At 41.0% G+C, this 13,554-nt stretch carries 14 protein-coding genes; 12 read left to right on the top strand and 2 right to left on the bottom strand.

Features of this window, described 5'->3' with window-relative positions; translation table 11 throughout:
- Window positions 1–173: 173 nt before the first annotated feature.
- From E0E32_RS16540 to E0E32_RS16500, 9 genes are all read left to right on the top strand, one after another.
- Window positions 174–1,028, top strand: a complete 855-nt coding sequence (locus tag E0E32_RS16540; RefSeq protein ID WP_392388578.1) for an ABC transporter ATP-binding protein — start codon at window positions 174–176, stop codon at window positions 1,026–1,028.
- A gap of 23 nt (window positions 1,029–1,051) precedes the next feature.
- Window positions 1,052–2,086, top strand: coding sequence for a FecCD family ABC transporter permease (locus E0E32_RS16535; RefSeq protein WP_130860264.1), 1,035 nt, complete (start codon window positions 1,052–1,054; stop codon window positions 2,084–2,086).
- A complete protein-coding gene (locus tag E0E32_RS16530) occupies window positions 2,083–3,117 on the top strand; it encodes a FecCD family ABC transporter permease (protein ID WP_130860263.1) in 1,035 nt (344 codons plus the stop codon). The genes E0E32_RS16535 and E0E32_RS16530 overlap by 4 nt, the downstream gene beginning before the upstream one ends.
- A 36-nt stretch (window positions 3,118–3,153) precedes the next feature.
- Complete coding sequence (locus E0E32_RS16525) at window positions 3,154–4,068, top strand: iron-hydroxamate ABC transporter substrate-binding protein (RefSeq protein ID WP_066185987.1); 915 nt, start codon at window positions 3,154–3,156, stop codon at window positions 4,066–4,068.
- Between the two features lie 133 nt (window positions 4,069–4,201).
- Window positions 4,202–5,455, top strand: a complete 1,254-nt coding sequence (locus E0E32_RS16520; RefSeq protein WP_286171968.1) for an NtaA/DmoA family FMN-dependent monooxygenase — start codon at window positions 4,202–4,204, stop codon at window positions 5,453–5,455.
- Window positions 5,456–5,492: 37 nt separating this feature from the next.
- Window positions 5,493–6,482 carry an ABC transporter substrate-binding protein gene (locus tag E0E32_RS16515; protein ID WP_066185979.1) on the top strand — a complete coding sequence of 330 codons (990 nt, stop codon included), beginning with the start codon at window positions 5,493–5,495 and terminating at the stop codon, window positions 6,480–6,482.
- 23 nt (window positions 6,483–6,505) lie between these two features.
- The gene (locus E0E32_RS16510; protein WP_066185976.1) at window positions 6,506–7,510 is read left to right on the top strand and encodes a FecCD family ABC transporter permease; all 1,005 of its coding nucleotides are present in this window, start codon (window positions 6,506–6,508) and stop codon (window positions 7,508–7,510) included.
- Window positions 7,510–8,535 (top strand): FecCD family ABC transporter permease, encoded by a 1,026-nt coding sequence (locus E0E32_RS16505; RefSeq protein WP_130860262.1) that lies wholly within the window; start codon window positions 7,510–7,512, stop codon window positions 8,533–8,535. Before E0E32_RS16510 ends, E0E32_RS16505 begins: the two co-directional genes overlap by 1 nt.
- 14 nt (window positions 8,536–8,549) lie before the next feature.
- Window positions 8,550–9,317 (top strand): alpha/beta hydrolase, encoded by a 768-nt coding sequence (locus E0E32_RS16500; RefSeq protein ID WP_130860261.1) that lies wholly within the window; start codon window positions 8,550–8,552, stop codon window positions 9,315–9,317.
- 72 nt (window positions 9,318–9,389) lie between these two features.
- Here the strand turns inward: E0E32_RS16500 and E0E32_RS16495 are convergent, their stop codons facing one another.
- Together E0E32_RS16495 and E0E32_RS16490 are read right to left on the bottom strand one after the other, a co-directional pair.
- Complete coding sequence (locus E0E32_RS16495) at window positions 9,390–9,857, bottom strand: hypothetical protein (protein WP_130860260.1); 468 nt, start codon at window positions 9,855–9,857, stop codon at window positions 9,390–9,392.
- A 6-nt stretch (window positions 9,858–9,863) separates the two neighbouring features.
- Window positions 9,864–10,067, bottom strand: coding sequence for a helix-turn-helix transcriptional regulator (locus E0E32_RS16490; RefSeq protein ID WP_130860259.1), 204 nt, complete (start codon window positions 10,065–10,067; stop codon window positions 9,864–9,866).
- Window positions 10,068–10,274: 207 nt separating this feature from the next.
- On the opposite strand from E0E32_RS16490, the gene E0E32_RS16485 reads away from it, so the two are divergent.
- The 3 genes from E0E32_RS16485 to E0E32_RS16475 are packed head-to-tail and all read left to right on the top strand — an operon-like array spanning window position 10,275 to window position 13,553.
- Window positions 10,275–11,825 (top strand): DUF1538 domain-containing protein, encoded by a 1,551-nt coding sequence (locus E0E32_RS16485; RefSeq protein ID WP_286171966.1) that lies wholly within the window; start codon window positions 10,275–10,277, stop codon window positions 11,823–11,825.
- Window positions 11,812–12,474: a P-II family nitrogen regulator gene (locus E0E32_RS16480; protein WP_066185963.1), complete on the top strand. Its 663-nt coding sequence runs from the start codon at window positions 11,812–11,814 to the stop codon at window positions 12,472–12,474. Before E0E32_RS16485 ends, E0E32_RS16480 begins: the two co-directional genes overlap by 14 nt.
- 35 nt (window positions 12,475–12,509) lie before the next feature.
- On the top strand, window positions 12,510–13,553 hold the full coding sequence (locus E0E32_RS16475) for an NAD(P)-dependent alcohol dehydrogenase (protein ID WP_130860257.1): 1,044 nt from the start codon (window positions 12,510–12,512) through the stop codon (window positions 13,551–13,553).
- The last annotated feature ends 1 nt before the right edge of the window (window position 13,554 follow it).

Genomic DNA, 13,554 nt, shown 5'->3' with positions numbered 1-13,554 from the left:
AAAAAAATCGAAGACAGATCCGTAGAGGGGTCTGTCTTCGATTTTTTTGTGTGATGAGAAAATTCCGTCCAATATTACCTTGACAAATGCAACGCTTTAAACGATAATGATAATCGTTATCAATTAGTTTTTAGTTAAGGTGTGAATAGTAAAAAAAGAAAGGAGTTTAACTAGTGAAAGCGATGGATATTCAAGACATAGATGTAGGTTATGCCAATGAATTGATCATCAAGGATTTAAGTATTTCCATCCCATCCCACCAAATAACAACGATTATTGGACCAAACGGTTGTGGGAAGTCGACGTTGATCAAAACGATTGCGCGTATTTTGCAAGTGAAACAGGGAGCAGTCCTTCTTGAAGGTGAAGCAATCCATCAAGTGGACACGAAAGAAATTGCCAAACGAATGGCTATTCTACCGCAAACAGCGGAAGCTCCTGGTGGCTTGACGGTATTTGAACTTATTTCATACGGTCGGTTCCCTTATAAAAAAGGGATGGGTTCGTTGAGTAAGCAAGATTATGAGTATATTCGTTGGGCGATCGAAGTGACTGGACTAGAGGAGGTAAAGGAACGGTCGATCAGTGCGTTATCTGGAGGACAGAGACAACGGGTCTGGATTGCCATGGCTTTAGCGCAAGGTACAGATATCCTTGTGTTGGATGAACCTACTACCTATCTGGATTTGGCTCATCAGCTGGATATCTTGTTGTTGTTAGAACGGCTTAATAAAGAAGAGGGACGTACGATTGTTATGGTGCTTCATGATTTGAATCACGCCTCACGCTTTTCTCATTATATGATCGCTATGAAGGATGGCAGGATTGTTAAAGATGGTACGCCGCAAGAAGTGATGACTTGTGATAATTTACAACGTGTGTTTCAAATCGATGCCCAATTAACTCGGTGTCCACATAGTGCCAACCCAATTTGTTTGTCGTATCAATTATGTCAGGCAGCTACAGACTCATCATGCCATAAGTCCGATCATTGTGTATCTGGATTACAGAAAAGCTTATCTAGCTAAATAATAAAGAAAGGTATTAAGCAATGAAGCAAAAAGAATGGATGCAAGAGATGAAGGAGACTACTCGTCCCTTAAAAGGTGTCGTTATTCTAATAATGGGTACGCTATTATTATTTTTTTCTTTCGCGTTATCTGTTTCCTTTGGGGCAGCGGATTTTAATGTTCGAACGGTTTGGCAGGCCATTTTGCATTTTGATCCCAATATACAATCGCATCAAATTATATGGGAGCTTCGTTTGCCTCGTATGGTTGGAGCTGCGATCGTAGGAGGGGCTTTTGCGGTATCTGGTGCATTGATGCAAGGGATGACACGTAATCCTTTAGCAGATTCTGGGCTGCTTGGGCTAAATGCTGGAGCAGTTTTTATGCTGGCTTGCTGTTTTGCCTTCTTTCCTGATTTGTCTTATATGTATGTGATACTATTTTCCTTTCTAGGGGCTGCCCTTGGAGCAGGAATCGTGTATGGTGTAGGCTCTTTATCCACTAATGGTCTAACACCGGTTCGTTTAGTATTAGCTGGTGCAGCGGTTAGTGCTTTATTAGCTGCTTTAAGCGAAGGTATTGCCTTATATTATGAGATTGGCCAGGATTTGGCCTTTTGGTATGCGGGTGGAGTCTCCGGAACTACATGGTTCCAATTGAAAATTATTACACCATGGTTACTGCTGGCCTTGATTGGTGCTGTCTCCCTGTCAAGATCGATCACGCTTTTGAGTCTGGGAGAGGAAGTAGCAGTCGGACTTGGTGAAAAAACAGCTAGGGTTAAGCTGTTGGCTGCTTTTATCATTGTTATATTAGCTGGTATGGCTGTTTCAGTCGTTGGGGCGGTGAGCTTCGTTGGATTAATCGTTCCTCATATTGTTCGACGCTTTGTAGGTCATGATTATCGCTGGATTATACCAGCTTCTCTTATTTTCGGTGCGTTACTTGTTGTACTAGCTGATTTAGCTGCACGAACACTAAATCCGCCTTATGAAACGCCGGTTGGTGCCTTAATTGCCCTCTTAGGCGTTCCATTCTTTCTTTATTTGGCAAGGAAAGGAGGCGGTGTGGTATGACCAAGCAGCCATTTGTAACGAAACAGCAGTTGCAAAAAGCAAAACGTGCCAAAATCGTTGCAGCCACTTTGATTTTTTTAATTATTACCGTGTTTTTTATTAGTCTTAATACTGGTTATATTCGTTTAGCACCTGGAGAGGTTATGGCGGCCTTGATTGGTCAAGGGACTGCTCAACAAACATTGATATTGTTTGACTTTCGCTTACCACGAATGATTATCGCCCTCTTCGTCGGAATGGGCTTAGCCATATCAGGTACAATATTGCAAGGGATCGTACGAAATCCGCTAGCAGACCCAGGTATTATCGGTATTAATGCTGGTGCTAGTTTGACAGTTATGCTTTTTGTTTCCTTCTTTTCAGCAGCAAGTACGGTTTCCATATTATTAATGCCTATTCTGGCCTTTGGTGGGGCAGCAGGTGCGGCGGTTGTTATTTATCTACTTTCTTATAAGAGGGCACAAGGTGCTTCGCCGATGCGGATAGTGATTACAGGAGTTGCCGTTGCAGCAGGGATTAATGCCTTGATGATTGTCTTAACATTGAAATTAAATCCAGAAAATTATCAATTCCTGGCTACTTGGCTTGCTGGCAGTATTTGGGGAGCAAACTGGCAATTTGTATTGGCTATTCTACCATGGTTAGTGCTGCTGCTTCCCTATGTATATGCCAAATCATTAACACTCAATATTCTTCATCTAGGAGAAGAAACGTCGATTGGGCTTGGCACGAATCTGGAGAGAGAAAGACGAGTCTTGTTCGGAGCAGCCGTTGCGTTGGCAGCAGCAAGTGTTTCCGTAAGTGGTGGGATTGGATTTGTCGGACTTGTTGCCCCACATTTGACGAGGAGATTAGTCGGAGAGAAGCATGAATATGTTATTCCCATAGCAGGACTGACGGGTGCCTTGCTTCTGCTAACGGCAGATATGATTGGCCGGATGATTAAACAGCCGGAGATACCCGCGGGGATTATTGTTGCCGTCATCGGCGCTCCTTACTTTTTATACTTATTGGCAAAAATAAAGGATTAATTAATCATAGACATTTGTCTATTGGAGGTATGGAATATGAAAAGAATAATGATTTTATTGGCTGCATTATGTTTTTTTGTCCTGGTTGGCTGCGGTAATCAGCAAACGAACGAAGAACAAGCAGGCTCAGAAAACGAAGGATCAGAAGAAACAGTTACCTACCCATCTGAAACAGGACCGGTGGAGATTCCTACTGATCCACAACGAATTGTTGCGTTAACCAATGCACCAAATGTATTTGCCTTGGATGGCCCGTTGGTAGGTGTGGATGAGTGGACGAAAGCCAACCCGCTTTTTGCAGAAGATTTAAAAGATGTTCCTGTAGTTTCCGAGAATGAGCCAGAAAGTGTCCTTGCTCAAGAACCTGATTTGATTATTGCAGGTTCCCACATGGAAAACATAGATGAACTAGAAAAAATTGCCCCAACGATTGTGTACACCTGGGGCAAGCTGGATTACTTAGAACAACAACTGGAGATAGGCAAGTTATTAAACAAAGAAGAGGAAGCTCAAGCGTGGATAGATGACTTTACGGAGCGTGCCCAAGCAGCAGGAGATAAAATCAAAGAGGCTTATGGTGAAGATGTCTCTGTTACGGTTTTTGAAACCGATGCGAAAAATTTTTATGTTTATGGTGACAGTTGGGCTCGAGGCACAGAACTTCTCTATCAAGCGATGGAATTGCAGATGCCGGAAAAAGTTGAAGCAGATGCTCAAGAAGATGGTTATTATACCTTGTCTCAAGAAGTACTTCCTGAATATGCAGGGGATTTTATCGTGCTGAGCAAGAGTGGGGATGATAATACATTTATGGAAAGCGATACTTGGCAGTCGATACCGGCTGTACAAAATGACCAAGTGATTGAAATAGATACGGAAGAAGCAAGTTATAGTGATCCGATCACACTGGAACATTTACTGGGTATTTTTGAACAAGGATTTGATAAATAGGATAGATCATCATTTATCATGCGTGTTCAATAAGTTCAGGACGTGATGGACTTAGCAGAAGTTCCGCTCTGGTTAGCACAGAAATTCGCTTCGTCATTATTGTTGGGCTTTTTGAACAACCTTTTAAAAGGAGTTGACGTTTTCATTGAAAAATCAGTTGTGTATTGGATTGTCATTAAACCATCGTCAAAAGAAACAAGCAGCAATGGATCAAGCAGTATCTGCGCAAATCGGGCAGGCGCAACGAGCGGAACAGGCCAAGCTAGATTTTGTCTTTAAACCAGATTCTTTATATGCTCACCCAGCCAGGTTATCATCCCAGGCTGGTTTAGACCCTACTTTAGTATTAACACTGATTGCAGAACAGACAGACAATATAGGGCTCGTCACAACGATTTCAGCATCCTTTCAGCCACCTTACATTCTAGCTAGACAATTACAAACGTTGCATTGGATAAGTAATGGCAGAGCGGGATGGAATATTGTGACTTCTCTAGACGGAGGAGAAAATTTCGGTGAGACGAGCAAATTGTCTTCTGAATGCAGATATGAGAAGGCAAGAGAATGTACCGAAGTTGTACAAAAGCTTTGGCGCAGTTTTCCTGCTGAAGCCTTAACAGCAAGGAATCCACAAGATTTAGTAAAGCCAATTACGCACCAAGGTAACTATTTTCAAGTGAAAGGTCCGCTTTCTATTGCTATGCATGCAAGTGGTGAGCCGGTCTTATTCCAAGCGGGTGCATCGGAAGCAGGACGGCAATTTGCTGCTTCGGTAGCTAGTGCTATTTTTGCTGCTACACCTGATAAGGAAACGGCTAAGGAGCTACGTCAAGACTTAAGAAACTGCGCCAAAGCGAATCAGCGTTCTCCTAGTGATATCCGTGTGCTTCCCGGTTTGTATTTCTTTCTTGGGGATTCTTATGAAGAAGCACAGCAAATGCACCGTGAGGCACATCAACATCTCACTTTAGAACATCGATATGCCTCGATAGAAACAACAATTGGACTTGATGTAAGAGAGCTTCCGCTTGATACACAAGTTACTGAAGTGATGCTTCCCAGTGAAAAACAGCCTGTCCGCAATCGAACACACGCCAATTTACTGCGTAGATTTATTAGCGATAATCAGCCAACCGTTAAACGGTTATTAGATAGACCAGAGGTGATTGACTCCGCGCATTGGGTGGAAGTAGGAACTCCTCAACAGGTGTTAGGTCGTATCATCGAATGGTATAACGATGGAGCAATGGATGGATTTATTGCTATACCAGGTGGAACAGAAAAATCATTAAATTTATTTTTCGACCAATTAGTCCCTTTGTTAACGGAAGCAGGTGTCTTTCGACGGGAATACACAAGCAAGACACTGAGAGATCATCTAAAATAACCAAATGAAAATAACAGTAGAATGGAGATTCAGACAAATGAATAAAAAATGGATAGTATTCCTTATTACTATTATAGGCTTAGTGGTACTAGCTGCATGTGGACAAGACAATGATGCCTCAGGACAAGAGAATACGGCAAGTGAGGAGACGGAAGAAACAAGTAAAGAAGCAAATGAAGAAGCGGAAACAAGAACAATCGAATATTTAGGAGAAACCTATACCGTTCCAAGTGATGTAGAAAGAATCGTGATTACAGGCGCTATGGAAGCAATGGAAGATGCAGTAGTGATGGACGTTGAACCGGTTGGTGCGGTAACCATTGCTGGAGAATTTCCCGACATATATGCTGATGTAATGGGTAATGCCGAATCAATTGGGGAAAAACAAGAACCCAACTTTGAGAAAATACTAGAATTGCAGCCTGACGTGATTTTAGGTTCAAGCAAATTCCCAGAAGAAGTGGTGGGAAAGCTAGAACAAATTGCCACAACTATTCTTGTCTCTCATATCTCATCAGATTGGGAAGCTAATCTACATCTAATGGGAGCATTATCTGGTAAAGAGGAGCAAGCGGATCAAATATTAGCAGATTATAAAACAGACATAGAAACAGCTAACGATTCCTTAACAGAAAAACTTTCTGGTCAGAAGGTTGTCGCAATTAGAATTAGAGGAGGTCAGATGTTTATTTATCCACCAGATATCTATTTTAATGCAGTGTTATATGACGAATTAGGTTTAGAGGTGCCAGGAGCAGTAGAAAAAGCAGAGACGCAGGAAGCCATTTCGGTGGAACAGCTTGCGGAAATGAATCCGGATTATGTCTTTATGCAGATTCAAGAGAATGGCAGTGGAGAGGGTAACAAGGCCTTTGAGGAATTACAAGAGAATCCGATTATACAAAATATTACCGCATTTAACGATGATCAGGTATTCGTCAATGTAGTTGATCCACTATTAGAAGGTGGTCCTGTATATAGTAGAATTCTATTTTTAGAACAACTACAAGAAAAATTAGCGGAGTAATAGGACGGGGGAAAGAAGTACCCATGTATGCTTTCAGAAAGAATCGATTGTTATGGATTACAGTGTTATTGTTATTTTTAATCGCCACGCTTTTTACTTCAATTGCTTTTGGATCTAAATCAATTAGCCTCACTACCGTATGGAATGGGCTATTGCACTTTGATTCAGAAAATATGGATCATTTAATTATTCATACTTCACGATTACCACGAGTGATTGGAGCATTGCTGATTGGTGCATTTATGGCGGTGTCTGGAGCGTTAATGCAAGGAATGACAAGAAACTATCTCGCTTCTCCCTCGATAATGGGGGTAGCGGATGGTTCGGTCTTCGTCATTACTCTATGTATGATCTTTCTACCTGATGCAGCACCGATGACGCTGATTATCTATTCTTTGATTGGCTCCGCTTTAGGCGCTTTTTTAGTGTTTTCTATTGCACGTATACTGCCAGATGGCATGACACCACTTACACTAGCTATATTAGGAACGATTTTAGGTACCTTTCTTAATGGTATATCTCAGGCGTTGTCTACCTACTTTCAGGTTTCACAGAATATTAGCTTTTGGTATAATGCACGCTTGCATCAGATGGACCCTGTTCTGATTAAATGGGCCATTCCCTTTGCTATCTTAGGTTTGTTTCTAGCTATTTACGTTTCACGAGCTATCACGGCTATTTCACTAGGAGATGAAGTAGCACAAGGGTTAGGGATCAAGCTTATGACAATAAAAACATTGACAATACTCAGTGTCGTGATTTTGACAGGGATTTCTGTTGCTATGGCAGGAAAAATTGCCTTTATCGGCTTAGTTATCCCTCATATTACTCGCTTTTTAATCGGCGAGGATTATCGAAAAATTATTCCCTTTTCAGCTGTCTTTGGAGGGTTATTCTTGGCATGGTCAGATATTATCAGCAGATTTATTAATCACCCATTTGAAACACCAGTGGGCGTAGTTACTGCCTTATTTGGTGTGCCTTACTTCCTTTATCTAATTAAAACGAAGGGAGGAAGGAGTTTTTGATGAAACAACGCAATCGATATAAATTTCTATTGATTTTGCTACTGAGTATAGGCTTTGCTCTTTTTATTATGTATGTCAGTATAACCAATGGAACGTTTGATATGACAGCTTTGGATGCAATCAAAACATTGCTTGGATTAGACCAAGGCAGTGATCATACATTAGTGATTTTTGAATTTCGTTTACCACGTATTTTGATTGGCGCTTTGGTGGGTTTTGCTTTAGGTATTGCAGGTGCTGTATTGCAAGGTATAACAAGAAATCAGTTGGCTGATCCAGGTATACTAGGTATTCATGCCGCTGCTGGTCTTTCGATTGTTATGTATATGTTTGTTGTACAAGCAGCGGTAAAAAGTGCCGGTTGGCTTTCAATATTCAATATGACGTTTTTCGGTTGGATAGGTGGTATGGCTGCTACTGCTTTTTTACTCTTGTTTTCTCGTGAGCAAGGTAAACTGGAACCAAGAAAACTGATTTTAGTCGGAATTGCCTTGAATTCAGGCTTCAGTGCCTTAACTCTTTATGTTTCATTAAAAATGGACCCGCAGGATTTTGAGATGGCCACTGTCTGGTTGTCAGGCAGTATTTATAGTGCTTCCTGGTCGCAAATCATTGCCACTTTGCCGTGGATACTTTGTTTTACTCCTATTTTGCTTTGGCGGTCCCCTGTTTTGAACGTGCTGCAGCTGGATGAGGTTACGACAACAGGGATAGGCGTGTCTATCGAGCGAGAACGTCGAATCATGTTGCTTAGCTCGGTAGCGCTTGTTAGTGCTTCTGTCGCTGTTTCGGGAAGCATTGGATTTGTGGGCTTAATTGCTCCGCATATTTCCCGAAGACTGGTCGGTATTCATCATCCATACAGCTTGCCAATCAGCGGGATGATCGGTATGTTAATGGTTTTGTTAGGAGACTTTATTGGTAAGACGATCTTTGCACCGGCAGAATTACCAGCAGGAATTGTAATAGCGATTATTGGTGTCCCTTATTTTGTTTATTTATTAGTAAAGGCTAAAGGGGCATAGTAAGGAGGAGCAAGATGACAACTTATCTGTTGAACGGAAAGCACCACGATTATCAACTGAAAATAGCAGTGCCAGATCAGTCTCCCCCAGAAAAAGGGTATCCAGTTTTATATATTCTGGATAGTAATGCGTACTTCACCATGTTTCATGAGATGATTCGTTTGCAAAGTAGAAGGGCAGAGAGGACAGGAGTCGAACCCATGTTACTGGTGGGTATTGGTTATCAAGAAGAGAAGCCTTTCTCCCCATTTCGAGTCTATGATTTTACTCCGCCAGCTGGACAAGCCGAATTACCCGACAGACCAGATGGAACTCCGTGGCCTGAGCACGGAGGAGCAGCTGATTTTTTGCAGCTCTTGCAAGGTCAAGTCTTGCCGTATGTGCAACAACATTACACCATTGATCAACAAAAACAGACGCTTTTTGGCCACTCACTTGGCGGTTTATTTGCGTTATATGCCCTTTTTCAAGAGCCTGTGCTTTTCAGTCATTACTTTGTTTGCAGTCCCTCGATCTGGTGGAATCAACAAGCTATTTTAAGCTGGGAAAATAAGCATGATTTATCCGCGGTGAAAGGACTGTTTATTGCGGCAGAGCAGGTTGCGAAACAAGGGATGTATGACCGAGCTTTATCATTATATGAAAGGCTGTCTACTGCTTATCCGAAGGTACCAATTGACTTTTCCTCACCAGAAGGCGAGAACCACATGTCGATTGTTCCAACCGTATTTAGTAGAGGGATGCGTTTTTTACATGAAGCATCATACGAAGGCACTTTCTGAATCCCAGCTAGTTCAGAAAGCGAAGGCGAAGCAGTTAGGGTCGACCATATCCTGCTTCGCTTTTTCACCACGTTATCCATTTGTATCAAGCGTGATCCAGGTGATTAGATAGGCAAGAAAGCTAACAATAAGACCGCTCCCCACACCAACAATCATTACTGTTTGAACGGTTTTAATATCGGAGAAGAATAAGCTGAGTCCAAAGCAGAGAAAAAGAATAACAATCATAGTAATTATTAATATTCGATAAGTAACCAGGCTGGCTCTTTTTGAGATGATTTCTTCGCGCTCATCTATTGCACTGAGTTCGCCCTTCTTAGTACTGTAACCTCCATTCTTCGTGTTCCTTCCGTATAGAAACCTAGCTAGACCGAAAATCAATACCCAGATAAAAAGTATAAACCAAAAAAATCCAAGATTGAAAGAACTAGAGAATGGAGCTTCTGTTATCGTAACCGAGTGCACGGTTTGAATCATTGCCAACATTAAAAGTAGGACAAGTAGGATATTTCCCGTTTGCTCGAATATTATTTTCTTCATCGTAACTTACTCCTTTCCTAATTGAAAAATCGTATGAATATCAGTTTCTAAAACCTCTGCAATTTGTAACGCTAATAATAAGGAAGGTGTATAATTTCCCTTTTCCAAAGAAACAATCGTTTTTCTCGATACGTCAACTTGGTTCGCTAGTTCTTCTTGGGTCATCTTTTGTTGTTTTCTAAATGCTTGCACGCGATTGATAACAATCATAAAATCTCTCTTTTCCTTGTGGATGTGAAGTTAACTTCTCATTTAATTGTATCAGAGATAAAAAGAGAAGTAAACTTCACATTTTTGATTTCAATAACTTACTTGTAATTGCACAGCAAAATATAACCACTCAGATAATCACTACTCCAATATTTTTATCATTTTATGATGTATTCGTTTTCTGTGATAAGCGTATGCTATGTTATAATGAAGAGAGAAAATGAACATTCATCTTATGTTAAAGAGAGGATTGTTGCTGATGTGAATATTTTAACATCGAAATTATTAGAAGTTGTATTGGCTGTACTCCCTATTACGATTATTGTTGCGATTCTGCATTTTACTTTGGTGCCACTAGATACCATGTTGATGATTCGTTTTATGGTTGGCGCTGTTTTTATTGTAGTAGGTCTATCGGTTTTCCTGTTGGGAGTAGACATTGGGATTACACCAATAGGTAAGCAAATGGGGAAGGTTGTAGCTAAGTCTAATAAGTTATGGATCGTCATTGTGGCAGGGTTATTTCTAGGGTTTATTATTTCAATAGCGGAGCCTGATTTACATATATTGGCCGGTCAGGTGGAAACCGTGACGGATGGCAGTGTTCCGAAATTGCTGCTTGTCGTAGTTGTTTCATTAGGTATTGCGGCATTGTTAGCACTAGGACTTGTTCGTATTGTTCATAATATTCCTTTGTTTAAATTGCTAACGATTTTATATTTGATCGTTCTTGCCGTAGCCATCTTCACTTCTCCTCAGTTCTTGGCTATCTCTTTTGATGCCTCAGGTGCTACTACAGGTGCATTAACAGTTCCTTTTATCCTAGCCTTATCTATTGGTATTTCCATGATGAAAAAGGATAGTAAGGCATCCGAAAAAGATAGTTTCGGAATGCTAGCGATTGTATCGGTTGGCGCCATTTTAACCGTCATGTTAATGAGTATTATCACGAATCAAGATGAATTATCAGGAGGGCTTGCAGGAAATCAAGAAGTATCTGACGGAATACTCGCTCCGTTTCTCTATGAATCCATACATATTACCCAAGAAGTATTACTCGCCTTAGCTCCGATTGTTTTGATTTTTTTGATCTTTCAAAAAATATCATTTAAATTATCCAAGGCGTCTTTTCGAAAGATTATAACTGGATTATTCTTTACCTTTATCGGCTTGATCCTTTTTTTAGTTGGTGTCAATGCAGGTTTTATGGATTTAGGTACAGAATTAGGATTTAGTATTGCTTCCTTAGACAATAAGGCATATATTGTTAGTATCGGATTTATATTAGGCTTGGTTACTATATTGGCAGAGCCCGCCGTCTATGTATTAACGACACAAATTGAAGATGTCACCAGCGGGTATGTCAAACGAAAAGAAGTATTATTCACCTTGGCGATTGGCGTAGGAATCGCTATAGGACTATCAATGTTACGAATCCTTATTCCTGAATTACAGCTGTGGCATTATTTGCTGCCTGGTTACTTGATTGCGCTTGGCTTAACCTATGTCGTCCCTAAATTATTTGTTGGGATAGCGTTTGATTCAGGTGGAGTTGCGTCAGGCCCGATGACCGCAACGTTTATTCTAGCCTTTACGCATGGTGCAGCAGACGCAATTCAAGGAGCTGATGTGATCGTTGATGGCTTTGGTATGATTGCAATGGTTGCGTTAACGCCACTTATCACTTTGCAGATACTGGGCTTAGTATTCAAATGGAAATCACGTAAAGGGGGTATACCGAACCATGAATCCCGATAAAGTGGTCAGCCAATTTGAGCTGATTCATGTCATTGTCCGATTCGGATTAGGAAGTAAAGTATTAAAAGAAGCAAAGAAGTGTGGAGTTTCAGGTGGGACGTTATGTATCGGCAAAGGAACCATTCAAAATAAGTTATTGAAAATGATGTCGATTACCGATACTCGTAAGGAAGTTGTTATGATGATCTCTAACCCGAAAACGACATCTAAGACATTACAACACTTAAACAAGGTTTTTCATTTTGATAAACCCAATCATGGCATAGTGTTTACCATGTCATTGAATCATGTAATCGGAACAAGCAGTTGTCAAAGAGACAAGGAAGAAAGGAGTGACGATGGAATCATGTATCAGAATATCATGATTGTTGTGGACCGTGGTAAAGCAGAGGATGTGATTGAATCGGCACAAAAAGCTGGATCAAAGGGTGGCACGATTATCAATGCACGTGGCTCTGGTATTCATGAAACAAGTAAATTATTTGCCATGAATATCGAACCGGAAAAAGAAATCGTCATGATATTATCCAAGCAGGAGACGACCGATTTCATTATAAAAAGAATCTATGATGATTTGAAAATTGGGGAACCAGGTAATGGCATTATTTTTGTACAGGATGTGAATAAGACATACGGGATTTACGAGTAACCTAATCATCATTCAGTGAACAGAGGTGAAGAGAAATGGGGAAGATGCAAGCTGCAGTCTTAAATAAACCCTTAGATATGGAGATCCAAAAGGTTAAGATTCCTGAACCAAAAAGTGATGAAGTACTTATTAAGGTGCATTGTATCGGTGTTTGCGGCTCAGATGTTCATTACTATGAGCATGGCAAGATTGGCCGGTATGAAGTCAAAGAGCCGATTATCTTAGGCCATGAATTGGCAGGAGATATTGTCGAAATAGGCAGTGAGGTTTCAGATTTACAGGTTGGCGACCGCGTTGCTGTTGAGCCAGGTGTAACGTGTGGCAGGTGTGAATATTGCAAGCAAGGCAGGTATAACCTCTGTCCAGAGGTACGCTTTATGGCTACACCGCCAATTGATGGGGCGTGGTCTGAATATGTCACGATTCGCAGTGATTTCGCCTTTAAGATACCAGATCAAATGAGTTATGAAGAAGGCGCTTTGATTGAGCCTTTATCGGTAGGAATTCATGCAATGGAACGAGGCAAGGTAAAACCTAATGATAAGTTGTTGATTACGGGACTTGGTCCGATTGGTTTATTGACGATTAAGGCTGCTCAAATCTTTGGTGTGACTGAAATATATTGTTCCGATGTCGTGCCTTTTCGGAGAGAATTAGCCAAAAAGCTAGGTGCTGTTCAGGTATTTGATCCTACACAGGATAACATCGCAGAGGAGCTCGAACAGATAACAGATGGTGTTGGGATTGATGTAGCGATTGAGACCTCAGGAAATGGACGAGCCGTTCAAGACGCATTAACGCTTACGAAAAGGGGAGGCAGAATCGTATTGGTCGGTTTGCCAGCTGTTTCTGAAGTTCCTATTGATATTACCCACTTAGTTGATTCGGAATATGATGTCTATGGTGTCTTTCGTTATGCCAATAGCTATCCGACGGCCATTCAGGCAATTGCTAATCATGATTTGAGACTGGAAGAAGTGATTACCGATAAGTATTATTTATCAGATACCAGAGAAGCCGTAGAAAAGGCAAGAAATGAAAAAGATACCAGTATTAAAATCATGATTTACACCGAATGAA

It is taken from the genome of Gracilibacillus phocaeensis (assembly GCF_900626275.1).
GTDB lineage: Bacteria > Bacillota > Bacilli > Bacillales > Amphibacillaceae > Gracilibacillus > Gracilibacillus timonensis.
Note: the sequence above shows the minus strand (reverse complement) of the source record. Positions and strands in the feature narration are given on the sequence as shown.